20 protein-coding genes are annotated in these 26,187 nt (G+C 41.5%); 12 read left to right on the top strand and 8 right to left on the bottom strand.

Annotated features, from left to right (window positions below; genetic code table 11):
• The first annotated feature begins 56 nt into the window (after positions 1-56).
• Complete coding sequence (locus HH214_RS02085) at positions 57-1,262, top strand: bifunctional 3,4-dihydroxy-2-butanone-4-phosphate synthase/GTP cyclohydrolase II (protein ID WP_169605765.1); 1,206 nt, start codon at positions 57-59, stop codon at positions 1,260-1,262.
• 90 nt (positions 1,263-1,352) lie between these two features.
• Here the strand turns inward: HH214_RS02085 and HH214_RS02080 are convergent, their stop codons facing one another.
• Positions 1,353-5,789 (bottom strand): translocation/assembly module TamB domain-containing protein, encoded by a 4,437-nt coding sequence (locus tag HH214_RS02080; protein WP_169605764.1) that lies wholly within the window; start codon positions 5,787-5,789, stop codon positions 1,353-1,355.
• An 82-nt stretch (positions 5,790-5,871) separates the two neighbouring features.
• On the opposite strand from HH214_RS02080, the gene tsaD reads away from it, so the two are divergent.
• Both tsaD and HH214_RS02070 read left to right on the top strand, forming a co-directional pair.
• Positions 5,872-6,873, top strand: coding sequence for a tRNA (adenosine(37)-N6)-threonylcarbamoyltransferase complex transferase subunit TsaD (gene tsaD / locus HH214_RS02075; RefSeq protein WP_169605763.1), 1,002 nt, complete (start codon positions 5,872-5,874; stop codon positions 6,871-6,873).
• A 9-nt stretch (positions 6,874-6,882) separates the two neighbouring features.
• On the top strand, positions 6,883-7,053 hold the full coding sequence (locus HH214_RS02070) for a hypothetical protein (RefSeq protein ID WP_169605762.1): 171 nt from the start codon (positions 6,883-6,885) through the stop codon (positions 7,051-7,053).
• Positions 7,054-7,363: 310 nt separating this feature from the next.
• On the opposite strand, the gene HH214_RS02065 is transcribed toward HH214_RS02070, so the two are convergent.
• Positions 7,364-9,427 (bottom strand): M13 family metallopeptidase, encoded by a 2,064-nt coding sequence (locus tag HH214_RS02065; protein ID WP_248282182.1) that lies wholly within the window; start codon positions 9,425-9,427, stop codon positions 7,364-7,366.
• A 213-nt stretch (positions 9,428-9,640) separates the two neighbouring features.
• Here HH214_RS02065 and fabG point away from each other — a divergent pair, with 213 nt between their 5' ends.
• The 4 genes from fabG to HH214_RS02045 all read left to right on the top strand — a co-directional run bounded on the left by fabG (position 9,641) and on the right by HH214_RS02045 (position 14,940).
• Positions 9,641-10,384: a 3-oxoacyl-[acyl-carrier-protein] reductase gene (fabG, locus tag HH214_RS02060; RefSeq protein ID WP_169605761.1), complete on the top strand. Its 744-nt coding sequence runs from the start codon at positions 9,641-9,643 to the stop codon at positions 10,382-10,384.
• A 126-nt stretch (positions 10,385-10,510) separates the two neighbouring features.
• Entirely contained in the window at positions 10,511-12,601 is a 2,091-nt protein-coding gene (locus HH214_RS02055) for a VWA domain-containing protein (RefSeq protein WP_169605760.1), read from the top strand.
• 114 nt (positions 12,602-12,715) lie between these two features.
• Positions 12,716-14,185 carry an IMP dehydrogenase gene (gene guaB / locus HH214_RS02050; RefSeq protein WP_169605759.1) on the top strand — a complete coding sequence of 490 codons (1,470 nt, stop codon included), beginning with the start codon at positions 12,716-12,718 and terminating at the stop codon, positions 14,183-14,185.
• A gap of 170 nt (positions 14,186-14,355) precedes the next feature.
• Positions 14,356-14,940 carry an LOG family protein gene (locus HH214_RS02045; protein ID WP_169605758.1) on the top strand — a complete coding sequence of 195 codons (585 nt, stop codon included), beginning with the start codon at positions 14,356-14,358 and terminating at the stop codon, positions 14,938-14,940.
• Positions 14,941-14,944: 4 nt separating this feature from the next.
• On the opposite strand, the gene HH214_RS02040 is transcribed toward HH214_RS02045, so the two are convergent.
• On the bottom strand, positions 14,945-15,181 hold the full coding sequence (locus HH214_RS02040) for a hypothetical protein (RefSeq protein ID WP_169605757.1): 237 nt from the start codon (positions 15,179-15,181) through the stop codon (positions 14,945-14,947).
• A 31-nt stretch (positions 15,182-15,212) separates the two neighbouring features.
• Positions 15,213-15,485: a hypothetical protein gene (locus HH214_RS02035; protein WP_169605756.1), complete on the bottom strand. Its 273-nt coding sequence runs from the start codon at positions 15,483-15,485 to the stop codon at positions 15,213-15,215.
• 119 nt (positions 15,486-15,604) lie between these two features.
• Between HH214_RS02035 and HH214_RS02030 the strand changes: the two genes are divergently transcribed.
• Both HH214_RS02030 and trxB read left to right on the top strand, forming a co-directional pair.
• Positions 15,605-16,003 (top strand): helix-turn-helix domain-containing protein, encoded by a 399-nt coding sequence (locus tag HH214_RS02030; protein ID WP_169605755.1) that lies wholly within the window; start codon positions 15,605-15,607, stop codon positions 16,001-16,003.
• Positions 16,004-16,324: 321 nt separating this feature from the next.
• Entirely contained in the window at positions 16,325-17,284 is a 960-nt protein-coding gene (trxB, locus tag HH214_RS02025) for a thioredoxin-disulfide reductase (RefSeq protein ID WP_169605754.1), read from the top strand.
• 98 nt (positions 17,285-17,382) lie between these two features.
• Here trxB and HH214_RS02020 read toward each other — a convergent pair whose 3' ends face one another.
• Positions 17,383-18,645 (bottom strand): asparagine synthetase B, encoded by a 1,263-nt coding sequence (locus tag HH214_RS02020; RefSeq protein WP_169605753.1) that lies wholly within the window; start codon positions 18,643-18,645, stop codon positions 17,383-17,385.
• Positions 18,646-18,785: 140 nt separating this feature from the next.
• Here HH214_RS02020 and HH214_RS02015 point away from each other — a divergent pair, with 140 nt between their 5' ends.
• Together HH214_RS02015 and HH214_RS02010 are read left to right on the top strand one after the other, a co-directional pair.
• Positions 18,786-19,223 (top strand): peptidylprolyl isomerase, encoded by a 438-nt coding sequence (locus tag HH214_RS02015; protein ID WP_169605752.1) that lies wholly within the window; start codon positions 18,786-18,788, stop codon positions 19,221-19,223.
• An 88-nt stretch (positions 19,224-19,311) separates the two neighbouring features.
• On the top strand, positions 19,312-19,758 hold the full coding sequence (locus tag HH214_RS02010; RefSeq protein WP_169605751.1) for a DUF5606 family protein: 447 nt from the start codon (positions 19,312-19,314) through the stop codon (positions 19,756-19,758).
• A gap of 16 nt (positions 19,759-19,774) precedes the next feature.
• Here HH214_RS02010 and HH214_RS02005 read toward each other — a convergent pair whose 3' ends face one another.
• Positions 19,775-20,740, bottom strand: coding sequence for a cation diffusion facilitator family transporter (locus HH214_RS02005; protein WP_169605750.1), 966 nt, complete (start codon positions 20,738-20,740; stop codon positions 19,775-19,777).
• A 158-nt stretch (positions 20,741-20,898) separates the two neighbouring features.
• Positions 20,899-21,372 carry a 23S rRNA (pseudouridine(1915)-N(3))-methyltransferase RlmH gene (gene rlmH, locus HH214_RS02000; RefSeq protein ID WP_169605749.1) on the bottom strand — a complete coding sequence of 158 codons (474 nt, stop codon included), beginning with the start codon at positions 21,370-21,372 and terminating at the stop codon, positions 20,899-20,901.
• 58 nt (positions 21,373-21,430) lie between these two features.
• Between rlmH and HH214_RS01995 the strand changes: the two genes are divergently transcribed.
• The gene (locus HH214_RS01995) at positions 21,431-23,242 is read left to right on the top strand and encodes a MutS-related protein (RefSeq protein WP_169605748.1); all 1,812 of its coding nucleotides are present in this window, start codon (positions 21,431-21,433) and stop codon (positions 23,240-23,242) included.
• Between the two features lie 60 nt (positions 23,243-23,302).
• On the opposite strand, the gene HH214_RS01990 is transcribed toward HH214_RS01995, so the two are convergent.
• The gene (locus HH214_RS01990) at positions 23,303-25,828 is read right to left on the bottom strand and encodes a TonB-dependent receptor domain-containing protein (RefSeq protein ID WP_169605747.1); all 2,526 of its coding nucleotides are present in this window, start codon (positions 25,826-25,828) and stop codon (positions 23,303-23,305) included.
• Between the last annotated feature and the right edge of the window lie 359 nt (positions 25,829-26,187).

Below are 26,187 nucleotides of genomic sequence, written 5' to 3'. Positions count from 1 at the left end.
GTGCTGGCTAACCGGCGTTAAACTTGTGTTTTGATTACATTTCTTGTTGTAATAACATGTTAAATACTATTCCCGAAGCAATTGAGGCTATCAAAGCCGGCGAAATAATAATTGTAGTTGATGACGATGATCGCGAAAACGAAGGAGACTTTTTAATAGCTGCCCGTTTTGCCACACCCGAAGCCATCAACTTTATGGCCCGTTATGGCCGCGGTTTAATTTGCGCACCCATCACCCGTCAGCAGGCTAAAAAGCTGGAACTTGAACCCATGGTGAACCATAATACGGCTACGCTCGAAACTAATTTCACGGTTTCGGTTGATTTGCTGGGGCATGGTTGTACAACGGGTATTTCAGCTTCCGACCGTTCCAGAACTACCCTGGCGTTAATCGATCCGGCTATCCGCCCGATAGATTTAGGTCGGCCTGGGCACGTGTTCCCGCTTATTGCTAAAGATGGCGGCGTATTGCGCAGGGCAGGGCACACCGAAGCGGCTATCGATTTGCCAGTAATGGCAGGACTGGAGCCTGCCGGAGTAATTTGCGAAGTAATGAAGGATGATGGCGAAATGGCCCGCTTGCCTGATTTAATAGAAATAGCCCGTGAGCATCAGTTGAAGATTGTATCCATCAAAGATTTGATTGCTTACCGATTGCATACCGAGAGTTTGATTGAGCGGGAAGTTTCTGTAAAAATGCCAACCGAGTGGGGCGATTTTGACATGATTGCCTACACGCAAAAAAACACCGGCGAACACCACCTGGCCCTGGTAAAAGGCCATTGGGAACCTGATGAACCTATTCTGGTACGGGTACACAGTTCATGTGTTACCGGCGATATCTTCGGTTCTTGCCGGTGCGATTGTGGTCCGCAGTTGCATAAATCTATGCAGATGATCAGCGAGGCCGGAAAAGGTGCTATTATCTACATGAACCAAGAAGGTCGTGGTATTGGCTTAATTAATAAGTTGAAAGCTTACCATTTGCAAGAAAATGGTTTGGATACCGTAGAAGCAAACATCAAACTAGGCTTTCAAATGGATCAGCGTGATTATGGTGTTGGTGCGCAAATCATTCGTGATTTAGGTATAACCCAGATGCGCCTCATGAGCAACAATCCTAAGAAGCGGGCTGGCTTGGTAGGTTATGGTTTAGAAGTAATTGAAACCGTGCCTATCGAAATTGAACCCAACCCGCACAATGAACTTTACCTGCGCACCAAGCGCGATAAAATGGATCATGCCATTCTGAAAAACCATTAAGCCAATAGCTTTACGCGTTAGTTAAGCGAAAATATAATTGATAAAATGCCTCCTTTGCCAATGCGAAGGAAGCTTTTTTATTTTGTGTTGTTATTTATCCTCGTCATTATCATCAACCGACTGCGGCATAGTCATAGTATTAGGCATGGTACCTGAGCGCTGTCGCTGACGATTTCCTTTACGGAACAGGTTTCGTATAAATTCGCCAAAGGTGTCAAAATCGCGCTGGTAAATCAAACCTAAGCCATTTACATATTGTGGATCTAAAGCTGAATTCAGCGTGTTTAAAGTAGTGGTATTCAAAATACGGTAAGAGTACCGTGCGCGTAGTTGTCCATCTGAACGAATAAGGTACTCCGCACTAAAATCTTTGGTTAAGTTGTTGAAATTAGAGTTGAACAAGTTGGCCGAGCTGTTCAGCGAAATATCATTGTTCGCGTTAATATTGTACAAACTGCCGTTAAACAAAAAGCGGTTGAAGTGCAACGAAGCACTGGCATCATTTTGCGAGCGGATGTTAATATCCACTACACCCTTCAGCGCGCTTGATTGAGAAAGATAACTGTTCAGCTTATTAAAGAAAAACTCGCTGGCCGCCGTTTGAGCTGTTTGCATTACCTGACGGTTAATAGCACTACCTGTACCTGGAGCAAACTGCCGGCGAACAATCAAGCTTAAGGCTTGCTGGTTACGGTTGTTCACATCACTCAGGTAAGCTCCCAAATCGTCTTTAATTGACGGGTTGGTTGGAAAGCTGAAATCAAAGCTAATAGCAGGCTGCAACAGGGTATGGGTGATATCCAGTTCAGCATCCACCAGTTCCTGGCGGCTGTTCACCAATGAGGAACCCAAGCCCGCTGCCGAATATAGGTCACGAATGTCAGCCCGTAGCTCGTAAATAGCTTTCAGGTTTACCTCAGCATTGGTCGGGTTGCCTGTCCATCGTATGGTTCCACCTTCTGATACCGTAAATACCTTGCTGATAAAGTTCTTAGCTGTCAGCTCAAACTTACCTGACGAAATCAGGAAGTCGCCGTACATATCAAAATCACCTAAGCTGTTTATTTTCAAGTTCAGGTTATTGGTTTGGCCGCGGCCTTCCAGTAAGCCTAAATCGGTTGAAATTCGTACAACGGTTTTTTCATCTACCCGTAAGTTGAAGTTCAGCGTAACACCTTTAAAGGCGCTAGGGTTAACTACATACTTGGTGGTATCTCTATGGCTTACAAAGCGTATAAACTCATAATCGCCAGCAGTAGCAGCCGTGTTCAGCGGAATATTAAATACGGTGCCGTCTTCAGATTTGGCATCAATATCAATACTCATGTTATCCAACGGTCCGCTAAAGTTAAACTGTCCGGTAGCGAAAGCAGTACCGTAATACAGTTTATTATCTTTCAGCGATGTGTTCAGGGCCATTAGGTTGCGGGCGTTGATCTTAATATCCAGTACCGGGTTAGCGATGTTGGTCAGGTCAATGGTGCCATTGGCAATGCCCTGCCCGCCACGCGAACCCTTAATCACCATTTTGTTAATTTTGATGATGCTGTTTTCTACCACCAGCTTTTCGTCAATGGTGTAAGGTACTTTCAGGTAATCTACCGTTACACCTGTGCTGGCCAGGGTAAGTGTACCATTAAGTTTTGGGGCGGTTGGCGATCCGGTAAGCCTGATATCACTGGAAATAGTGCCTTTTACGTTGGATACCAAGTTTTGAATGAAGGGCTGGAAAATAACGGCTTCCGTTTGATTCATCTGCACGTTGAAATCGAGGTTGTTACCATCGTTCCTGTTCAGGTAGTAAGCGCCTGCAATATTCATGGTTTCCAATCCACGGTTCAAAATATTCAGCTTCACATTGGCTTGGCTGCGTGCGTTATCCAGTGTAGATTGGATTTTTACATCACCTACCAGGGTTTGATTCATCAATAAGGAATCGATGCGCAAGTCGGCATCCACACCAGGCGATTTCGTTACTGATGTGAGTATAACATTACCGTTCAGGGTTCCTAATAAATTTACCCCTGCCGATTTGGTAAGCTGATTGATGGTGCTCATGTTGAACTTTTCAAATTCAACTTTCAGCTGGTCGGTTGGGTTATCTGATACAAAACCGTTAATACGTACTTGCTGCTGACCGTTAGATAACTCAAAGCCCGCAACCTGTATTTTATCATTTAAGAACCGAATACGTACTTGTTCCTGTAACTTCCAAGTTTCACGTTCCAGAATAACGTCTGAGGGTAATAGCTTTAATTTGGCGGTAGTATCGCGCCCAAACTCTACTAAGCCGTACAAGTCGAGTTGGTTAACCGCATTTTTATCAGATAGCTTGACGTTAAAGTTCAAACTATCATTCCGTACCATGTTAATAACGTTGATATCTTTGATGAACAAACTATCAGTTAAATCAACCCGGCTCAATGACAGGTTGACACCCAGCATATTATCTGCTGTGCTTTCGTCAATAATAAAATCGTGAAATACAATTTTACCGAACTTAATAGTTTTGATTAATCCATTTAACGTAGCTGTTTTTTCGGCCGAGTTAAAGTGTCCGATAAATGTACCCCGATCTGGTATTTTGATACCGGTGTGGAACAAGGATAATACCGTATCAATGTTTTTGAGTTGCAGGTTAAACTCAAAATTTTGCGGGTTTACTTTATAAATAGTAGTTTTTAACGACGGAATGTACTTCTTGGCAATGGTTTTAAAGTAAGAGGGCAACGTAGCCAAATTGTAACTGCCTTTAATGCTGCCATCAGCAAATGGCGATTTTAAGTTAATAAGTCGGTTGTTACCTAAGCCTGAAGCACTCAACGATACCGAGTCAACCACATCATTGCGATGTGGAGTGATTACCCGTGCAGCAGTAATAAGCACATTACCCTGCAAGTTATCCAAGGTATTACCTGAGAAGTTGGTGTTTACTGTGGTCGTAATGTTAATAGTATCCTTTATTAACTTAAGCCGGTTAAGCTGTGCGCCTTTAATAGTGGCATTAAAGGCATACTGTGGCAGGGCTGGAGCCAGGTTAACCCGTCCGGTTAAGTTAAGCTTTAGGTTACGGTCGGTAACCGTAATCTTGGCGTTAGCTATTTGGTTAATGAAGTTGCCATCAACAGTTAAATTGTGGTACTGGTAACCTTTAAAATCCAGGTAGGCAATTTGTGCATTTACTTTGCCCGACAAGTTTTTAAGTTCATCACCACTACCATTTACATTGGCGGTAAATGACGTACGGCCTACTGTACTATTATCTAGAAGCTTATTTAAGTCAAAGTTGGTAGCAGCCACTTTTCCATTATAGGCTGGTACACCTTTGGCACCAAACCGGATGTTAATATCTGGGTCCAAGCGGCCCAGTGCAGTTTTGAATGTTCCGGTGGTAGTGAAGTTTTCCTGCAAACCGGTAAGGCGTCCCTTAAAGTTGATATTACCGAACTTAGATAGAAAATCAGGTAGGTAAGTTTTGTTAGTGCCAGTAAAACGCTTTAGCAGGTAATCCAGATCTTTTTTGTTGGTTGCCAGCTGGTCAAAATCTAAAGTCAGGTAGGTGTGATCCCAATCAGGTAAGCCTTTCAAGTTAAAGTTGCCTTTTATATAAGTAGCCTGGCCACCCGTAATCATGAAGTTGCGCGAATGAATATTATTCACTTTACCATAAGCCCGGCCGCTAACGCCCAAATCAAAGCTTATTTTATCCAATGAACTGGTGAAATAAGCCACATCAATGCTAGATAGGCGCGAATTTTTAAAATCGCCATCTATATAAACGCGATTTTCAAAATCGCTGAAATCAGTAAATGATTTAAAATGCATCCTGAAATAATCTTGCACCTGCGATTGTGGTGTAGATAGATGCAGGTTTTGCAGTAATATTTCATTCGTATCAATCTTGGCATTTACCGTTAGGTTCTCTACATAAAATCCGCTTTTTTCCTGCAAGGTCAAATTTTGAACATGACCTTTAAACAAGTGGTTTTTTAAATCAATCTGGGTAACTACCGTACTGAAGTTGCGAACATCCACATCATTAAAGTTTACCTGATTGGGTGCGGCTACATGGGTAAGCTGGTTTTTATAACGAAAGTGAAAGCCATTTAGGCCAATGCGTTCAAAGTTAATGGTCCAAGGCTTACTGACCTTTTTAGTAGTATCGGCAGGTTTGTTAAAGTAATTAATGATAAATTGTAGGTTAGTGGTGCTATCCTTTAGTTTTTTCAAATAAAAAGAACCATTATCCAGTTGAATGGACTTGAAATCAATTTTACGTGCTTTAAGGCTGTTGAATATAGAAAAGCCACTTAATTGTACCGTAAGCAACGGAGTGCGCAAAAGCGTATCTTTTTGCCGGTCGAGTACTAGCAAATCTTCCAGCACTACTGATGAAAAAGGCTTGATATATAGCCCTTTAATACTTACCGTAGTATGCAGTTCTTTAGCCAGATAGTGCGTAGCTCTACGGGCAGCCCAAGTTTGTACAGGCTTATATTGAAACAGCACCAGTACCAAACTGAGCATTAGTAGCAGTACCAATACAATGCCTAACGCTATTTTGAGTATTTTTTTAATAATTTTGCGCCTTTAAATCAGTTAAAGTAAAGTGCCTGTTATACTCGGAATAGAATCCTCTTGTGATGAAACCTCAGCTGCCATATGTGCGGATGGTGTGATGCTTAGTAACATCATTGCCAACCAAACCATACATGAAGCTTACGGCGGCGTTGTGCCCGAACTGGCTTCGCGCGTACATCAGCAGAATATCATTCCGGCGGTACAACAAACAATATTTAACGCAAAAATAAACAAAAATGATATTGATGCAGTAGCTTTTACACGCGGTCCCGGCCTTTTAGGCTCTTTACTGGTTGGGGTGTCGTTTGCGAAGGCTTTTGCCTTGGCTAAAAACCTGCCGCTTATTGATATTAATCACATGCAAGCTCATGTGCTAGCTCATTTTATTGATGAGCCTAAACCTGCTTTTCCATTTTTGTGCCTCACCGTATCGGGCGGCCACACGCAGATTGTGCTGGTGAAAAACTACTTCGATATGGAAATTATCGGCCATACGCAAGATGATGCCGCTGGCGAGGCTATGGATAAAACCAGTAAAATTTTAGGTTTACCATATCCGGGAGGGCCGCTTATTGATAAGTATGCACGGCAGGGCAATTCTAAAGCTTTCTCTTTTCCAGAACCCCAAATACCGGGCTACAACTTCAGTTTTAGCGGCCTGAAAACTTCTATCTTATACTTTATTCAAAAGAACGTAGCGCAGAACCCTAATTTTATACAAGATAATCTGGCAGATATTTGCGCCTCAGTAGAGCATCGGATTGTAACCATTTTGCTGCGTAAGTTAACCCAGGCAGCACAGGCTTATGGCATTACCGAGGTGGCGTTGGCTGGTGGCGTATCGGCTAATACCGGATTGCGGCAAGGTTTGCAACAATTAGGTGAAAAGATGGGCTGGCGCACCTTCATCCCCAAAATGGAATATTGCACCGATAATGCAGCCATGATTGCCATTGCCGGATATTATAAATTTTTACAGGGCGATTTTACCGATCAGCATGTAGCGCCGCTGGCCCGTATGCCTTTTTAACGAAACAACATGAATTTACCTTCACTTATTTTTTGGCTGATATTTGTGATACCAATGGTTGCCCTGCTTATTTGGGTAATGCGGCAAGATAAACGCAAAGGCGCCACTGGCCTGATTATATTAGCTGTTATTGTGGTAATTGCCATTGTGTATATGTACGTGCAGACTAAAGGTAAATAGAACTTTATCATTACTTGGTCATCATCTGATAGCGCGAAAGCTCAACAAATGTTGAATTTTGTATGGGTAATTTACAGTGCTTAAAGGCAAGTTAGTGGAGCATAGTTAAAAACTACTTTTAACTTCATGTTCATAACAGAGTGCGTATTGAATTAAAAGGCTAATGACGCGATTCGATAAATGTTCACAAGAGTTCATATTCAAAAAAATGAACACTTAGTTAAATATTGGATAATAGCTTTTAGTTTAAACAACAAAGCCCTGCTTACTAGTAAGCAGGGCTTTGTTGTTTTTGTAGGAAGTGTAAATATTACCAAACTTTTATACGGTCTTCAGGCTTTTTGTAAAGCTTGTCGCCGGGTTTTACATCAAAAGCAGCATACCAGGCATCAATATTGGTTAATGGTGCATTGGTACGGAATTGCTCTGGCGAGTGTGGGTCGGTCAGAATGCGTGAAGCCGCTGATTCCGGACGTTGCAAACTGCGCCATACCTGTGCCCATGATAAAAAGAAACGCTGATCGGGCGTAAAGCCATCAATTTTGGTGTTTGATTTACCTTCTTTGGTTTTCTTGAATGCTTCGTAAGCGATATTCAAGCCCCCTAAGTCGGCCAGGTTTTCACCTAAGGTTAGTTTACCGTTTACGTGCATGGTATCTAACACAGTATAACCATTATATTGGTTTACCACCATATCGGCACGTACTTTAAACTTGTCGGCATCTTCCTTACCCCACCAGTCGCGCAGGGTACCGTCAGCATCATACTGGCGGCCTTGGTCGTCAAAACCGTGGGTCATCTCATGGCCAATAACGGCAGCTATACCACCATAGTTAATGGCATCATCGGCGTTGAAATCAAAGAAAGGAAATTGCAAAATACCAGCCGGGAATACAATCTCGTTACCAACCGGGCTATAATAAGCGTTTACAGTTGGCGGCGTCATGCCCCAACGGGTTTTATCAACCGGTTTGCCCAAACGGGTAACGTTAAAGTTATATCCCCAAACGCTGATGCGTTTTAGGTTGCCATAGTAATCATTCCGATTAATGGTAACCCCGTTATAGTCTTCCCATTTATCAGGATAACCAATTTTAACTGTAATAGCGTGCAGTTTTTTTAACGCACGTTGCTTGGTTTCAGGGCTCATCCATTCCAAGCGTTCAATACGGGAACCCAGAGTTTCCTTCATATTGTTCACCAGATTAACCATATATTGCTTAGCAGCTGGTGTAAAGTATTTTTCTACATAAAGCTGGCCTAACAATTCGCCCAAGCTACCATCAACCAAGCGAGCCATACGCTGATCGCGCGGTGCTTGCACTTGTTGTCCACTCAATACGCTGCTGAATTTAAAGCTAGCTTTGGTGAACGGTGAACTTAATTGGCTGGCAGAACCCCGTAAAATGTAACCTTTTAGATAAACTTTCCAATCTTCAACCGGAATGCTGGTTAACATACCATCAACTGATTTGAAAAAGTCAGGCTGACGAACCAGCATGGTATCCTGGCCGCTAACTTTCATTTTAGGCAGTAAAGTTGCCCAGTTCAGGTGCGGTGTAGTTTGGCTGAACTGTGCTACCGAAAACTTATTGTAAGTTTTGTTTGGGTCGCGCATAGCCACACGGCTCATTTGCAGCTTAGCCAACTCAGTTTCCATCCGGAAAATAGTAGCTGCATTCTTTTCTGCTTCAGCAGCCGGAGTGCCGGTTAGTGTAAATAAGGTTGTCAGGTAAGTTTTGTAGGCTCCCTGTATGCGTTGGTTACGTGCATTATCTACCAGGTAGTAATCGCGGTCGGGTAAGCTGGTACCGCCCTGACCAATACTTACAATATATTTGGTTACGTGTTTGGAGTCTTGCCCTACACCAAAGCCGAACAGCGGGCTACCTTCGCCAATAGTGCGTTGGTAAGCAATCTCGTTAATTACACCATTCAGGTCTGTAATATGATCAATACGCTGTAAGTCAGTTTTAATAGGTTCATAGCCGCGTTTTTCAATAGCTACGCTATCCATAGCGCTGGCATATAAATCGCCTACACGTTGCTTAATGCTGCCTTTTGCCTGACTAGGGGTTTTACTTACTTCAGTTAATAAGTTGATCAGCTTTTTATTATTTTCTTCCGCCAGAATGCCAAAGCTTCCCCAACGGGTTTCTTTAGCCGGTATGCTGTTTTGTTTCAGCCAGCCGCCATTAGCATACTCGAAAAAGTTATCGCCAGGTTTTACAGCCGGGTCCATGTTAGCCGGATCAATAAACTTGCGTGGAGGTGCAACCGGGGTAGGCCCGTTTTTGCCGCCATCGGCAGCCCAGGTGTTGGCCGAAAGGCAAACAGCGGCTGCAAGCATCCAATTTCCTAAATTTAGTTTCATCTATAGTTTTAAAAAAATAAACGCTGAAAAGTAGCAATTTTCAGGTACAATGCAGGGAATGTAAACTGTTTTTTACAAGTTAAAACTTTAAAGTTTTAGTTGAATAATGCAGGCTGATGGTATGATTATCGCTCGGGTAAAAATCTCCAAGCCCTAATCTGTAAGTAACTATCAAAATACCTATCTTCACCCCCTCGAATAACATAGTGAATAATGAAATTGTTAGAAGGAAAAACCGCGCTGATTACCGGCGCATCTAAAGGCATTGGCCGTAAGATAGCTGAAAAATTTGCAGAGCAAGGTGCTAACGTAGCTTTTACTTACCTGTCGTCTGTTGAAAAAGGACAAGCATTGGAGCAAGAACTGCAAAGCTTCGGTACGCAGGTAAAAGGTTACCGTTCGGATGCTTCAAAATTTGAAGAAGCTGATAAACTGATTAATGATATTATAGCCGATTTTGGCAAACTGGATATTGTAGTAAACAACGCCGGCATCACCAAAGATGGTTTGCTGATGCGCATGACCGAAGAGCAATGGGATGAAGTGTTGGATGTAAACCTGAAATCAATCTTTAACGTAACCAAAGCTGCTTCACGTGTCATGATGAAAGCCCGTCAAGGCGTATTCATTAATATGAGTTCGGTAGTAGGGGTGCAGGGTAATGCCGGTCAGTCTAACTATGCAGCTTCAAAAGCTGGTATCATTGGTTTTTCCAAATCAGTAGCTAAAGAGCTGGGTTCACGTAATATTCGTACCAACGTGGTAGCCCCGGGATTCATTAAAACTGAAATGACCGAAGTGTTAGACCCGAAAGTGGTTGAAGGCTGGACTCAGAACATTCCACTAAAACGTGCTGGCGAAACTGAAGATGTTGCCAATACCTGCGTTTTCCTGGCTTCCGATATGAGTGCTTATGTTACCGGTCAGGTAATTGCAGTAGATGGCGGCATGCTGTAGTTAGAGTCAGGAGTCAAAAATCAAGAACCAAGATTAATTAAATGAGATATAGAACTTTTTGAAGCTTTAACAAATTCAAAATTTCTACATCCATAAAATAAAAACAGCATATTTGGGAATACCAATATGCTGTTTTTGTTTTCAATAACCTGGGGTGCTGTTTCTGGCTGGTGGACGCCAGTATGTTTGCTGCTAGGCTTACTATATGCCTGGCTCATGTACCGCGAACCGGTTGAGTTAAGCAAAAGCATGCGTTATGGTTTAGCTACTTTACGTGCATTTGCAGTCTTCTTCATTGCTTTTCTGCCCATATCTCCGTTGGTACAGTCGGTTACTTACCAGCCGCAAAAGCCTTTGGTGCTTATTGCGCAGGATAACTCTTCTTCTATCCAAACCTTTAAACCTGCAGGGTTTAATGCTATACAATTGGTAAAAACATTAGCCAGCTTAAAACAACAGTTAGGTAATGATTATGAGGTACGCGAATACCACTTTAATAGCAATTTAAGCAATGGCCTGACCGATAGTTTTACAGGTAAGCAAACCAATATAGCTTCGGTTATTAAGCAGCTGAATGAGCAGTTTGTAAACCAGAACATTGGTGCATTGGTGCTGGCTACCGATGGTTTATACAACCAGGGAGCCGACCCGCAATATGAAGCCCGCAACCTGAAAACCAGTATTTACACCATAGCTTTAGGAGATCCTATACCACGACGTGATTTGCTGATCGGTAACGTTAATTATAATAAAACAGCATTCCTGGGGAATGATTTTGTAATAGAAGTGCTGGCTGAAGCGTACCAGAGCCAAGGCGAAACCCTGCAAATCAGTGTTGCCGAAGATGGTCGAAATGTGGCATTCCAGAATGTGGCTGTCAATAGCAACGCTTACCGGAAGGTAATACCAGTTAAAGTGAATGCTGATAAAAAAGGCATACACCGTTTTACCATCAGCATCAAACCGGTTAAAAACGAGTTGTCGGTGCAGAATAATACAGAAACTATTTACATTGAAGTGCTGGATGCTAGGCAAAAAGTATTATTGGCCTACCAAAGCCCACATCCTGATATCAGCGTAATTAAACAAACCATAGAACGCAATAAGAACTACGAAGTAAAAGCCGTACAAGCGGCTAACTTGAACAATATAAAATTAAGTGATTATGGTTTAGTATTGTTGTACCAGTTGCCCGTAACTGCTAATACTTTGCTGAATGATTACCTAACCAAAAGCAAAACACCTGTATGGTATATAGCCGGTGCCCAGACTAATTTAGCTGGCTTCAACACTGAGCAGAAAGCGGTGCAGATTGCTTCAACCAGGCCCGATATGCAGGAAGTATTTGCTTTGCCGGTAAATAATTTTTCGGCTTTTACCCTTTCTGATTCAACACAAAACAAAATTGCCCATTTGCCACCCTTGTTAGCACCTTTTGGCAATTATGGTACAAGTAATACTGCGGCTACCTTATTCAGGCAGCGTATAGGCAATGTTAGTACCGATTATCCATTGCTAACGTTCAACGAAGCGGAAGGCCGCCGAACAGCTGTACTAACTGGTGAAGGGTTATGGCGTTGGCAATTGGCGGAATATCAAACTTTCGGAAATCATAGTGCTCTGGAGGAACTGTTCAGCCAAAGCATTCAATACCTAACAGCCAATGCTAATCGGCAACGTTTCAGAGCCTACCCGGCACGTAATGTGTTTGATGAAGGTGAGAATGTATTGCTGAACGCCGAATTATACAATGATGCGCTAGAGTTGATTAATACTCCTGATGTGAATATCAACCTGAAAAACACAACGGGTAAAAATTACAGTTTCCTGTTTAGTCGAGAAGGCAAAAGTTATCAGCTTAATGCCAATGCTATACCGGTTGGCGAGTATAGCTATACTGCCACTACAAAAATTGGCAAACAGCCTTTTACCGCACACGGGCAATTTTCAGTAAGAGCGTTAAACCTGGAAAACAGGCAAAGTACGGCTAACCACCAGTTATTAAACAGCCTTGCCCGGCAGTCGGGAGGGCAAATGTTGTTGCCATCGCAAGTAAACCGTTTAGCTGATTTGATACGACATAATGAGAATATTAAAACTGTGGTTTACGATGACAAACATTATAGCGACCTGATTGATGTAAAATGGGTTTTCGTGTTAATTGTAGCTTTACTGAGTACCGAATGGTTTTTGCGCAAGCGTGCCAGTGAAATTTAATGCTGCTGCTGAAATGACACTATAATAGTGTACTCATTATTTGCAGTATTTGCACAATTGCACAATTAACATTACCTTTGCCCGGCAAATAATCACACACAATTATTATTTGCCATGCAGCTTGATCCCGCCAAATTTGTTGCCGAAGGTTTAACTTACGATGATGTTCTACTCCTTCCGGCCTATTCTGAAGTTTTACCGCGCGAGGTGGATACCCGCAGCTATCTAACTAAAAAAATCCGTTTAAATATTCCGATTATATCGGCAGCTATGGATACAGTTACCGAGTCGGCCCTGGCTATTGCTTTGGCACAAGCTGGTGGTTTGGGTATGTTGCACAAAAACATGACTATTCAGGCCCAAGCCGAGCAGGTGCGAAAAGTTAAACGCTCAGAAAGCGGTATGATTCAGGACCCGGTTACGCTGGATGAACATGCTGTAGTAGCCGATGCATTTAAAATTATGCGCGAGTACCGTATAGGTGGTATCCCGGTAATTGATGGCGACGGTAAGCTGAAAGGTATTATTACCAATCGTGATTTACGTTTCCAAAAAGATATGCGTAAGCCCATCAGCGAGGTAATGACTACTGCTAACTTGATTACCGCTCCACAAGGTACCAGTTTGTTGCAGGCTGAAGAGATTTTACAAAATCAGAAAATTGAAAAACTGCCGGTTGTAGATGCGGAAGGCCGTTTGTGTGGATTGATTACGTTTAAAGATATTCAGAAATTTAAAAACTACCCGATAGCTTGTAAAGACGAGCATGGCCGTTTGCGGGTTGGTGCTGCCGTTGGTGTAACCCCCGATACTATGGATAGGGTAGATGCCTTGGTGAAAGCTGGTGTGGATGTCATTGCTATTGATACTGCACATGGTCATTCCAGAGGTGTTATCAAGCAGCTAAAGGCAGTAAAAGCTAAATACCCTGATTTGCAAGTAATAGCTGGCAACATAGCCACTGCTGATGCGGCCAAAGCACTGGCCGAAGCTGGTGCTGATGCTGTGAAAGTAGGTATTGGGCCAGGTTCTATCTGTACTACCCGTATTATTGCCGGTGTAGGTGTGCCACAACTATATGCTGTTTACGAATGTGCTAAAGCTCTGCAAGGTACCGGCGTGCCGGTTATTGCTGATGGTGGCATTAAACATACGGGTGATATTGCCAAAGCTATCGCCGCTGGTGCCAGCTCAATTATGGCCGGTTCATTATTTGCAGGTGTAGAAGATTCGCCGGGCGAAACTATTATTTATGAAGGCCGTCGTTTTAAATCATACCGTGGTATGGGGTCTATCGAAGCTATGGAGTCAGGTTCAAAAGACCGTTATTTCCAGGATGTAGAAGATGATATTAAAAAACTGGTACCTGAAGGTATTGTGGGCCGTGTACCTTACAAAGGTACTTTAGCCGAAGTAACTTACCAGTTTGTGGGCGGTTTAAAGGCCAGTATGGGCTACTGTGGTGCTAAAGATATTGAAACTTTACAGCAAGCCAAGTTTGTTCGTATTACGGCTGCCGGTATTCGTGAATCACACCCACACGATATCACCATTACTAAAGAAGCACCTAATTATACCCGTTAATTGATAGGATAGTGAGTGGTTGCTTGTGAATATTGAGTAGGGAATAGTGAGTTGTAAAGCGTTCTTTTCTTAGAAGATGAAATACCTTTAATCATTCCCTATTCACTACTTTCTATTCATCATTAACACTTAGCATTCACCATTCCCTATTCACCACTCACCCATTTATTATGCAATCTCTATGTGTATTTTGCGGCGCTAATTTCAACGGCGATCCGGTACTGAAACAAGCTATTGAGCAACTGGCCGAAGTTATGGTAAGCCGTGATATTGCTTTGGTATTTGGTGGCGGACGGGTAGGCGTAATGGGCTTGCTAGCTGATGCTGTATTAAGCAGCGGCGGTAAAGCCATTGGAGTTATACCTCAGTTTTTGATGGATAAAGAAGTAGGACATACTTGGCTAACAGAATTACATATTGTAGAAACCATGCATCAGCGTAAGCAAATGATGAGTGATTTATGCGATGGCATTATGATGTTGCCTGGTGGTTTTGGTACGCTGGAAGAATTTTTTGAAGTGCTCACTTGGTTGCAGTTGGGGTTGCATCAAAAACCAATAGGCGTATTAAACATAAACGGATTTTATGATTTTTTGCTGAAGCAGATGGATGTTATGGTAGAACAGCGTTTTTTAAAGCCCACGAACCGGGAACTGGTTATTACCTCTGCTGATGCGATTGAGTTGGTAAACATGATGGCTGACTTTAAAGCGCATCCCGATGATGTTTGGTTTAAAGATCGTAATCTGACCTAAAAGATTAAGCTTCCAGCGAGCTTAAATCAAGCTTTACGGTGGTAAGCCAAAGCTCCAGCAGATGGTCAATGTGCAGGATACGGGCAGCTAAAAATTGTAAGTACTCTTGGCGGTGCTGTTTTTGCAAATCTGTTTCTGGTTGTGCAGAAAATTCAAGTTCAATTTGATAATCAAAAGCTGATTTCTTTGATGTTTGCTCCTTTAACAAAGCAACAAAATAATGAGGATCATGCAGGTACATAAATAATAAATAAGTAATTGGTGTATTTGGTTTAGTTGAGTTGAATAATCTCAGTAATAGGGTTCATGACCAAAACAAAGTTTTGCAGTTCACCGGGATGTACATTAAACAGCTTTTCCAGCATGGCAACTTTTTCGTGTGGAATATCTTGTTTATCATCCATTTTAATGTTGCGGTAATTTGCAAGATTTTTCTCGCTGACACCTAATTGTTTAGGAATAATTCGTATAGCTTTGCGGTAATCTGTAACCGACAATGTGTTCAGTAATTGGTTAATGCGGTACTTAAACTTGCTTTCAGTCATAATTTTTCAGTAATTCAGCAAAATTTTTCTGAGTTCAGTAAAAGTTTACAATGTCTTACTAAACTTTTGTTGTTGTAAGCAAATATATACTAAACTTTTTTAATTAAAAGAATCTGTAGATGTCTGAAAAACAATTTGATATTTTTTTCAAAACCATCGAGGTCAATATAAGACAACAAACTAAAGTCAAGAGGATTACTCTTGCCGATTTAGCGCAGCTTATTGACATGACCGAGGCTGGGTTTTACAAAATGCTATCATCAGAAAGTATTAAAGTAAAAACTCTGAAAAAAGTAGCAGAGGTGTTGCAGCAACCGGTAGAGTTTTTCTTGAAAGAACAACCTCAAACGGAGAAAGCCCAATCGCAGTACATCATGCCCCCTCACGAAGCTTACTTGGCAGAACCCCCAAGCGTTTACCAGAAAGAGAATGAAAGTTTGCAGAAGCAAATACGTCTTCTGGAAGATCAATTGAAAGACAAAGAAAAGATTATTCAGTTGCTGAGCTACCGTACTTAAGTTTTGTTACAGCCTATACATTTAGTGGTTTCCTTCTGAAACGCTCAATTACATTGTAGCGTTTACATAAATATAGTATTGTCATTATCAGCATACATGCGTTTTTAAAAGCCTCAATGTAACAAGTTTTTTGCAATGGTGTTTCTTTAATGAATAAAGTTAACTGAGAGAAATGCTATCTAACGGTTTTTAAACAAGAAAACTGAACAATGCTTCTGCCCGTATAAGAGTGTAGGTATAAAACAATGGCATAGTACTGACGTTGCAGCATTGGTGGTATGCGTTTAATATCTTAATTTTGAAATTCAATTATTATAGCACATGTCGCAAGATTTGGAACACGTTCAATGCCTTATTATAGGTTCAGGTCCGGCCGGTTATACGGCAGCCATATATGCAGCCCGCGCCGATTTAAAGCCGGTTTTGTACACAGGTATGTTAGCCGGTGGTCAGCTTACCCAAACAACTGATGTTGAAAACTTCCCGGGTTATCCTAATGGTATTATGGGCCCAGAAATGATGGAAGATTTCCGTAAACAGGCTGAACGATTTGGTACTGATATCCGTTTTGGCTATGTGAGCTCGGTTGATTTTTCAAGCTTGCCGCACAAAGTGGTGGTGGATGAAAGTACTACCATATTGGCAGATACCGTAATTATATCTACTGGTGCCTCGGCTAAATGGCTGGGTTTGGAATCAGAAATGAAATATAACGGTTTTGGTGTATCAGCTTGCGCTGTTTGCGATGGGTTCTTTTTTCGCGGACAAGATGTGGCTATTGTAGGTGCTGGTGATACTGCTGCCGAAGAAGCTACTTATCTGGCTAAATTGTGCCGTAAGGTGTATATGCTGGTACGTCGGGATGAGTTCAGAGCTTCTAAAGCAATGGTAACCCGCGTTCAGAATACGCCTAACATTGAAATTGTGTACAATACTGAAACTAAAGAGATTGTTGGTGATGGACAGAATGTAACAGGTGTTTTAGTACTTAACAATAAAACTCAGGAAGAAAAAACGCTGGATGTAACTGGCTTTTTCGTAGCTATTGGTCACCATCCAAATACTGATATTTTTAAAGGCTGGATTGATATGGACGAAACTGGCTATATCTTAACTAAACCCGGCACTACCCAAACTAACATAGAAGGCGTATTTTGCTGCGGCGATGCGCAAGATAATGTGTACCGCCAAGCTATTACAGCTGCCGGAACCGGCTGTATGGCTGCCCTAGATGCCGAACGTTATTTGGCGGCAAAAGAAGCTGAGGTAGAAATGCACTAAGCATCAAAATATAGTTTTATAAAAAAGGTCAGTACCTAATAAGGTGCTGACCTTTTTTGTTGTTAAAGCTATTTGCTTATTCTGTATAATTCAGCTATTTAGGTTTTCTGTTTTTTCTTTTTAGCCGCCGGAAACAACACATTATTCAAGATGAGCCTGTAGCCAGGGGAGTTAGGATGCAGTTTTAAATCAGTTGGTGGGTCGCCAATGTTATGCTGGTAATCTTCCGGGTCATGGCCGCCGTAAAAGGTCCATTGACCTTTGCCGTATTCACCATGTATATAGCGGGCTTCGTTGTAGGCTTTGGCTTCGCCCATAATGGTAACTCCAGGCTTCAGCATATTTTTATTGTAAGCGGTAGTCAGGCCCATAAATCCTTTAATTACCTTATCATGGTTTTGGGTAAGCATACTGGGTACCACATCCCACTTAGCCGAAAAATCAAACAAAGTGAAGAAATCTTTGGTACGCTCTACTTGGCGGGTGTCCGTTACGTCAATATTGCTGAACCGATGCGACATCGGGTTCATATCCAATTGAAAGTTTTGAAAGGCAAAGGTCTGACCAAAATCTAACTTCGATTGTGCTCTGGAATCGGCCGGATCGCCATCAAACATTGTCTCGCAAATATCGGTGTTGGTGGCTGATAAGGCAATATCAAAAGTATCGGTACCCGAACACATCGCGAACAAAAAGCCGCCACCGCCACAAAAATCTTTGATGTGCTGGGCAACGGCCAGCTTCATTTGTGATACTTTCTGGAAACCCAGCTTGTGCGCCATAGCTTCCTGTATTTTTACATCCTCCACGTACCAGGGCGCATACCGGAAAGCGCCATAAAACTTACTGTATTGGCCGGTAAAATCTTCATGGTGCAAGTGCAGCCAGTCGTATTTTGCCAAATCTCCGCGGATGACTTCTTCGTCATACACTACATCGTAAGGTATTTCAGCATATTTCAGCACCAGGGTAACTGCATCATCCCACGGCAACTTGTTTTTAGGGGAATACACAGCCATTTTAGGCGCTTTCTCCAACTTAACTACATCCATGTTCACGGACGGATCGCTCACTTCAGTTAGAATGCTGTTGACCTTGGCATAAGCCAGTACTTCATAGCTAACGCCCCGTATTTTACACTCATCTTCAGTTTGCTTGCTATACGGAGTCATGAAGCTGCCCCCGCGGTAATTGAGCAACCAATCGATAGTTTCACCATTCTTTAATACCCAAAAAGCAATACCATACGATTTAAGATGATCTTTCTGATCCTCATCCATTGGGATAAGAATTGAAGCCGCATGCGTAATGCAGGTTAGTAAACAGAAGAATGCAACAAGAAAGTATTTAGTAAACTTCATGAACTTTTAGCAGTTTCGGGTACTTGGTTTTGAACCCTGAGCTTGTACTCAAATGTAACGATTAATTCCAGAACGTATTATAGGTTTAGGTAATGCCGGAAATGTTTAACTTTGCCAATTCGTTTGATAAATAGAAGAACATGAGCAAAGCAATAATGAAAACCGAAAAAGGTGACATGACTATCGAATTTTACGATAAAGATGCACCGAATACTGTAGCTAACTTTTTGAAATTAGCTAAATCAGGCTTTTACAATGGTGTAACTTTTCACCGTGTTATCCCGAACTTCGTTGTTCAAGGTGGCGATCCAACTGGTACTGGTGCAGGTGGTGCTGGTTACCGTATTGATTGCGAACTAACCGGTGAGAACCAATACCATGACCGTGGTGTATTATCAATGGCGCATGCCGGCCGTAATACAGGTAGTTCTCAATTTTTTATCTGCCACAGCCGTGACAACACCGCTCACCTAGACAGAAACCACACTTGTTTTGGTAAAGTTGTTGAAAATGTAGAAGTGGTAGATGCCATTCGTCAAGGTGATAAAATTACCAGCGTTGAAGTAATTGAAGAATAATTAATGTTACAGGTAGGAGGTTGCGGGTTGCGTAAATCATAAGAACGTAAACCCGCAACTGGCCGCCGGTAACTAGAAATTAAAATATATGAATTTATACGGAATTGTATCGGTAGCTGGTAAACCGGGTTTGTGGCGTGCATTAGCACAAAACAAAACTGGCTTTGTACTGGAAAGCCTAGATGAAAAGAAAACCCGTTTGGTGGTAAACTTATCAACCGCAAAAATGGCTGCTTTAGATGAGATTACCTTGTTTGGTACAGAGGATGACCTAAAGCTAACCGAAGTGTTTGAAAACATGAAGGCTAAAGGTGATGCACCTGATGCGAAAGTTGATGCCAAAACTATGCGTCAGTACTTCAGAGAAGTAGCGCCCGATCATGATGAAGAAAGGGTATATGCTTCAGATATGAAGAAAGTACTAACCTGGTATCATCAACTCAAAGAGCTTCCTTTATTTAATGAAGAGCCTGCCGGTCAGGCTCCGGTAGATGAAGAAGCCGTAGAAACAGAAGAAACAAAAAAAGCTGAATAATATTCAGCTTTTTTTGTTAATGATGGTGAGGTTCATGGTCGTGATCATGGGCATGACCGGTATCAAGCTGGCAAACGGGCTGTGTACATTGTTCATGGCTCAGTTCGGGCTCAAAAGTACAATGTTGAATATCCATGTGTTGTAGCCGATGCCGCATATCTTGTTTAATGTACTCAAAGTTCGGCATCTCTTCTTCTGTAATAACCAGGTGTGCTGTTAAAGCATTTTCGGTAGTGCTGAGTGCCCAAACATGTACATGGTGAATATTTTGTACCCCTTTGGTTTTAAGCAACTCCTGGGTTATTTTGTCAATGTTTAATGCGGTGGGTACGCCATCCATTTCCAACCGGAGACTATCCATCAATAAACTCCAGGTACCTCTGATAATTACCAGCACAATAATAAGGCTGACAATACTATCCAGTATGTACCAGTGTGTGTAGTTAATAATAACGCCCGATATAACTACCCCTAATGATACCAGCGCATCAACAGCCATGTGTAGGTAGGCGCCTTTTACGTTTAGATCTTTGTCCTTATCGCTCATAAATAAATAAGCCGTTAAGGCATTTACACCAATCCCCACCAGCGCAACCCAAGCAATGGTAAGGCCTGGTATTGGTGCCGGGTGATTAAAGCGCGTAATAGCTTCATAAGCTATTATAGCTACCGCCGCTATCAGGATAATAGCGTTCAATAAGGATACTAGTATGGTTGAACGTTTGTATCCGTAAGTGTACTGGTGGCTAGAGCGTACTTTGGTTAATTTAAAAGCTAACAAAGCTAAAGCAAGACTAGCCACATCGCTTAAGTTATGGCCGGCATCAGTAAGCAATGCAAGCGAGCCTTTAGAAAAGCCTACTACAGCTTCAATAACCACAAAAGCCGAGTTCAGGATAATACCGATAATGAAAGCTTTATTTAGGTGATCAAGCTTCGGCGCATGATCGTGATGATGGTGATGTGAATGATCGTGACCCATAGCTGCAAAGTTACATATTTGCCTTCCAAAAAAGCCGCTTACAAAATATGTCGCAGAAATATGGCATAAACAATCAACAGCATCAATGCATACTGTTGGTGTGTGGTGTATGTTAAATTTAAAGCATTCAGCAATGCGTTAAATCAGGTACTGAAAAATTACAAATGATGGTAAGGCTCACCTTTAATAATAGTAAACGCGCGGTATAACTGTTCGGTAAAAAACAAGCGTACCATCTGGTGTGAAAAGGTAAGCCGAGAAAGTGCCATTTGTGCTTGTGCCCGCTGGTAAACCGTAGTATCAAATCCATAAGGCCCGCCAATAATAAATACCAGGTTTTGTACCGAGCTGATGTTCTTCTTGTTCAAGTAATCGGCAAACTGTATCGAAGTAAATTCCAGTCCTTTTTCATCCAGTAGCACTACGTAGTCGGTAACAGAAAGCTTTTTTAGAAGGAGTTCAGCTTCTTTGCTTTTTTGCTGTTCCTGGGTAAGTGCCTTGGTGTTCTTTAGTTCAGGCAGATCGATAATATCCAATTTGGTGTAATGCTTTAACCGTTTTACGTACTTATCAATGCCTTCCCGTAAATAAGCATCTTCGGTTTTGCCTACGGTGAGCAGGGTAATTTTCATACTGCAAATAAAAGCTTAATTTGAGCCGCCTGTATAATTGAATATTTATTTATTAAAAATGTCACTTAACCTTATTGATGATTATCACAACCGTGTTGCCTTTGCCCGGCAACAAGCAGCCAAGCAGGAAAAGTTGGTGAATACCTATTCGCTATTGCGTTTAGGTGTGTTTGTAGCTTTTTTAGTGTGCATATATGTTGCTGTAAGTTTTAACAACATATTATTCTTTGTTATAGCTACGGCTGTTTTATCCATTGTTTTCAACAGGTTAGTTAGTCAGCAAAGCCAGTTTGAACGTGATAAAATTTACTATAACTGTTATGAAGCTGTTTGCCAAAACGAATTAAATAGTATAGCTACACAGGCTAATATTTACGATAGTGGTAGTAGCTTCATGAATGATAAGCATGCTTACACGGCTGATTTGGATGTGTTTGGTTCAGGTTCATTATTGCAGTTAATGAACCGGGCAGCTTCACCAGCCGGAAGAAAGCTGCTGGCAGCGTGGCTGATACAACCTGCTGAGCGTAATAATATTTTACTCCGCCAGGAAGCCGTGAAAGAACTTGCTGCTAATAACGATTGGAAACTGGATGTACAAGCCAAAATGCTGTTTGCCTTGAAAGAGGAGGGACTACAATTACAAAAGTTGCTTACTTATTTAAAAACACCTGTTCAACTAAGCAACGAGTACTGGCTTAACTTGTATACGAAAGTAGTGCCTTTTTTAACTGTAGGTGGTGTGGTACTATCCGTTTTCTTTCCGGTTGCCCGCTATATAACCGTAGCACTGCTTACCTTTAATAATCGCTTGGTATCTGCACAATCTAAAAATATACAGAAAGCGGACCTGATAGCAGGTAAAATAGGAGAGGGATTGAGTGGGTATGCAGATGTGTTTGCCGAAATTGAAAACCATGCCTGGCAATCGCCACTATGTATAAATCTGGCTCAGCAAATCAGAGCAGAGCAGGGGCAAACCGTATCAGCGCAGATCAGGCAGTTATCAGGCTTGGTAAACCGTTTGAACCAGCGCCTGAACATGGTAATGAATTTTCTGTTGAATGCTTTCTTCATCTGGAATATTCGTCAGGTAATAGCTATTGAAAACTGGAAGCGCAACAACCACGAAAATTTAGAAAAAGCATTTAATGTAATTGCCGAATTTGAAGCCCTCATGAGTATGTCGGGTTTGCATATTAACTATCCGGATTGGTGCTTTCCTGAAATAGCTGAAGGTGCAGGTTACACCTTAACGGCTGAAACGATTGCCCATCCGCTAATCAAAAGTACGGTAAGGGTAGCTAATGATTATGAGCTTAATAACACACGCAAAGTAGATATTGTTACCGGATCAAACATGGCGGGCAAAAGTACTTTTTTGCGTACATTGGGTATTAATACCGTATTGGCATTGTGTGGAGCACCGGTATGCGCCCGAAGTATGCGGGTTTCGGTAGTACAATTGTTTAGTTACATGCGCATTAAAGATTCTCTAAACGAAAGTACTTCTACTTTCAAGGCAGAGCTAGACCGTTTGCAAATGCTGTTAACTGCTGTGCAGCAGGAAAATAATATTTTGTTTCTGGTTGATGAAATGCTGCGTGGTACCAATTCGGTAGATAAATATTTAGGCTCGAAAGCAGTTATTGAGCAACTCATTGTTTATAAAGGAGTAGGGCTGGTAGCTACGCACGATTTACAACTGGCCGAATTGGAGCAGCAATATCCAGACTACATCCGCAACTTTTATTTTGATATTCAGGTGCAGCATGGCGAAATGCTATTTGATTATAAACTGAAGCATGGAGCTTGTAAAACCTTCAATGCTTCAATGCTGCTCAAGCAAATTGGCATTCATATAGACTAAACGAAAAAGAGCCCTGTTGATTTCAACAGGGCTCTTTTTATGATAAAGTTGAGGTTTGAATTAGCGCTGTGGTGTTCCGCTGCCGCCACCTTGCATACCGCCACCGTTTTGGTCGCCGCCTTGCATCAAGTCGTCATTATTAACACCTTTCTTCTTGGTTTGCTGACCATAAGAAATTTTACCAAAGTTGTAAGTTAATGATACACCGAATGAGCGAATTGGGTATGAAATAGTTTGTATCTGCTTCAGGTTAGCATTAGCAATATTGGTATTCAAATGCAGGTATTTCTGGAAAGGTGATAGTGCGTTTAAACCTAAAGTAAGTTTTTTAGCAACTACTTCTTTCTTTAAGCCAAAACCGTAAATATTAAATGCCGGGTTTTTACCTTGAATAGTACGGCGAGCCGAATTGAATACACCAAAACCTTCAACCGATAAGCCTTTTTTCAAGGTTAATGAAGCACTTGAAAAAATGTTGTACTGAACATAAGTGCTGGTGCTTGAGCTTAAAGCTTCTGCATAAATTGCATTAGGATCATAAGTATAAACGTTGGCACTTGCTCTGATAGTTAAGATTTTGATTGGATTTACTGAACCAAAGAAGCTGGCACCTACCGAGTTGTTTTTACCAATATTAAGGTAATTGGTACGGGTTACAGTTCTGTCTAAATCAGCATCATAAGTTGATATAGCTATGCCTTCAATTAAATCACTGGTGTGCTTGTAATAAGCCGATACATTGATAACCGAGCTTTTGATGAATGCTGTGTAACCTAACTCAATAGTTTGGGTAATTTCCGGTGACAAGGTTGGTGTACCTTGGGTTTGGTTATCCGCATTGGCTTTGTTAATAAATGGATTCAGGTAGTTTAAGCTAGGGCGTTGTATACGTTTGTTGTAAGTTAGCTTTAATGTATTGTTGTTTTTTAACGTTTTAGATAAAATAAAGCTAGGTACAAAAGTAGTATAGGAGTTACTAAATGGTTTTAAGCTAGGCTGAGTAGCATTGTTAGGGTCACCTTTAATTTGAGTGTTTTCAACACGTCCACCTACTTGTAACGAATAGTTTTTAGGCAGGCTAAAGCTTAACACAGTATAACCTGCGTACACATCCTGATTGTAATCATATTTGTATGATGAGGTATCATTTAACAAGAATGGACCTTGGTTCAAATTCTGGCGATAAACATCTGAGTTACTATTCAGGCGGCGGAAAATACTTTTACCACCTGCTTCCAATTTTATGTTTTTGTTAATAGGTAACGTATAGTCAGCTTGAGCGGTATATTCATCGTTCTTACCATCATTACTACCCATTTGGTTTGGTACATAACGTAAGTAATCAGTAGTTACATTACTGTACAAGGTTGAATAATCAGTATTTACCTTGCTGTGGCTCCACTGGCCTGCAACAGTCAACTCTTCATCTTTCTTTTTGAATTTATGCGTGTAATCAGCATTCCAGTCAAACCCGCTGAATGAAGCTTTACTATAGTTATTACTGTTATAGTTAGGGCTGTTTGTAAATAAGTTGTTAGTGCTTGCGGTATTACCATTGTTTCTCATGCCGCCACCATTAATTCTGATAGTAGAAGTAATGCTGTTATACTCGTTAAAATCATATCCACCAGTAACCGAACCGATAGTACCAAAACGCTTGGTCTTAGATTCAGAATGCTGTGTAGTGATGTTGGTGCCACGTTCGCTGTAAAAATCAACTAATGAATTTTGTGGCCATGCAAAGTTGGTACCCAGGTTACCCGACAAACTAAAACGATTTTGTTTGTAGTTTAAGTTAACGTTACCATTGTTTTGACGAGTACCTACACCACCGCTTACCGAGCCATTAAGCCCCGATACATTACGGCTTTTGGTGACAATGTTGATAATACCACCTGAGCCTTCAGCGTCATATTTGGCTGAAGGAGAAGTGATAACTTCAATGTTTTTAATCTGATCGGCAGGAATGGTACGCAGCACATCTGCTAAGCTGGTTGACAAAGCACCTGATGGCTTACCATTAATTAATACACGAACGTTTTGATCGCCGCGCAACGATACATTACCATCCATATCAACCGATACTAAAGGCACTTTACGCAAAATATCAGTAGCATTACCGCCGGTTGAAGTAATATCCTTTTCAGCATTGAAAACAATTTTATCAATCTTGTTTTCAATAACTGGTGTTTGTCCGGCTACCACTACTTCTTTCAAAGCGCGGCTGCTTGGGGCTACAATTACGTCGCCCATGTTTTTGTCGGGCTTGCCAGGGGTGGTAGTTACCGGATCAATAGTTTTGGTAGGATATCCAATAAAAGATACGGTAATTTTATAGTTACCTGGCGCAATATTATTTAATTTAAAGTTTCCTTTATCGTCGGTAAGTACACCGTTCAATGGCGCTTTACCACCACTCCTGAAAATACTTACGGTAGCATAATCAAGTGGTTTTTTAGTTACCGAGTCAATCACGGTACCCGATATACGGCCGGTAATGCCAGAGCCACCACCTGATGCACCAAACTGCGCCTTGGCCGACAGTACAAAACAGAAAAAAGCAAAAAGTAAAAAAATACGTTTCATTAATATGATTTTGGTAATAAGATTAAATGTTTAATCAATTGTTACAGCAAAAATGAGGTTTTATTTTGTCAACCTACTATTGTAACCAAAAGAGTACATCAGCAGGTGGTTTTGTCATGAAGTATTAATTAATTGAAGTTTTTTTTAAATTAGAAGAAACAGCCTTTATATTCGCAGTTCAATAATGAAAGCAAATAGCACATATACAACTATCACTCGTCAGGCTTATGCTATGATGGGTATGGCTTGTTGCTGTTGCCTGTGCCTTGGTGCATATACTATCACCCTATAGTTTAGTTACTCTCCAGGAGATGAGCTAAACATCTCCAATACTTTCCCAGTTACAATTTTAATGGTTT

Source organism: Mucilaginibacter robiniae (assembly GCF_012849215.1).
Classification (GTDB): Bacteria; Bacteroidota; Bacteroidia; order Sphingobacteriales; family Sphingobacteriaceae; genus Mucilaginibacter; species Mucilaginibacter robiniae.
Note: the sequence above shows the minus strand (reverse complement) of the source record. Positions and strands in the feature narration are given on the sequence as shown.

What these genes read in the sequence shown, in the direction of transcription:
- HH214_RS01995 (WP_169605748.1), top strand. Translation starts at nt 21,431, where the DNA reads ATGTCACTTAACCTTATTGATGATTATCACAACCGTGTTGCCTTTGCC.
- HH214_RS02005 (WP_169605750.1), bottom strand. Translation starts at nt 20,740, where the DNA reads ATGGGTCACGATCATTCACATCACCATCATCACGATCATGCGCCGAAG.
- guaB (WP_169605759.1), top strand. Translation starts at nt 12,716, where the DNA reads ATGCAGCTTGATCCCGCCAAATTTGTTGCCGAAGGTTTAACTTACGAT.
- HH214_RS02070 (WP_169605762.1), top strand. Translation starts at nt 6,883, where the DNA reads ATGAATTTACCTTCACTTATTTTTTGGCTGATATTTGTGATACCAATG.
- HH214_RS02030 (WP_169605755.1), top strand. Translation starts at nt 15,605, where the DNA reads ATGTCTGAAAAACAATTTGATATTTTTTTCAAAACCATCGAGGTCAAT.
- HH214_RS02035 (WP_169605756.1), bottom strand. Translation starts at nt 15,485, where the DNA reads ATGACTGAAAGCAAGTTTAAGTACCGCATTAACCAATTACTGAACACA.
- HH214_RS02085 (WP_169605765.1), top strand. Translation starts at nt 57, where the DNA reads ATGTTAAATACTATTCCCGAAGCAATTGAGGCTATCAAAGCCGGCGAA.
- HH214_RS02045 (WP_169605758.1), top strand. Translation starts at nt 14,356, where the DNA reads ATGCAATCTCTATGTGTATTTTGCGGCGCTAATTTCAACGGCGATCCG.
- HH214_RS01990 (WP_169605747.1), bottom strand. Translation starts at nt 25,828, where the DNA reads ATGAAACGTATTTTTTTACTTTTTGCTTTTTTCTGTTTTGTACTGTCG.
- trxB (WP_169605754.1), top strand. Translation starts at nt 16,325, where the DNA reads ATGTCGCAAGATTTGGAACACGTTCAATGCCTTATTATAGGTTCAGGT.
- HH214_RS02015 (WP_169605752.1), top strand. Translation starts at nt 18,786, where the DNA reads ATGAGCAAAGCAATAATGAAAACCGAAAAAGGTGACATGACTATCGAA.
- fabG (WP_169605761.1), top strand. Translation starts at nt 9,641, where the DNA reads ATGAAATTGTTAGAAGGAAAAACCGCGCTGATTACCGGCGCATCTAAA.
- HH214_RS02065 (WP_248282182.1), bottom strand. Translation starts at nt 9,427, where the DNA reads ATGAAACTAAATTTAGGAAATTGGATGCTTGCAGCCGCTGTTTGCCTT.
- rlmH (WP_169605749.1), bottom strand. Translation starts at nt 21,372, where the DNA reads ATGAAAATTACCCTGCTCACCGTAGGCAAAACCGAAGATGCTTATTTA.
- HH214_RS02055 (WP_169605760.1), top strand. Translation starts at nt 10,511, where the DNA reads ATGCTGTTTTTGTTTTCAATAACCTGGGGTGCTGTTTCTGGCTGGTGG.
- HH214_RS02040 (WP_169605757.1), bottom strand. Translation starts at nt 15,181, where the DNA reads ATGTACCTGCATGATCCTCATTATTTTGTTGCTTTGTTAAAGGAGCAA.
- HH214_RS02010 (WP_169605751.1), top strand. Translation starts at nt 19,312, where the DNA reads ATGAATTTATACGGAATTGTATCGGTAGCTGGTAAACCGGGTTTGTGG.
- HH214_RS02080 (WP_169605764.1), bottom strand. Translation starts at nt 5,789, where the DNA reads ATGCTCAGTTTGGTACTGGTGCTGTTTCAATATAAGCCTGTACAAACT.
- HH214_RS02020 (WP_169605753.1), bottom strand. Translation starts at nt 18,645, where the DNA reads ATGAAGTTTACTAAATACTTTCTTGTTGCATTCTTCTGTTTACTAACC.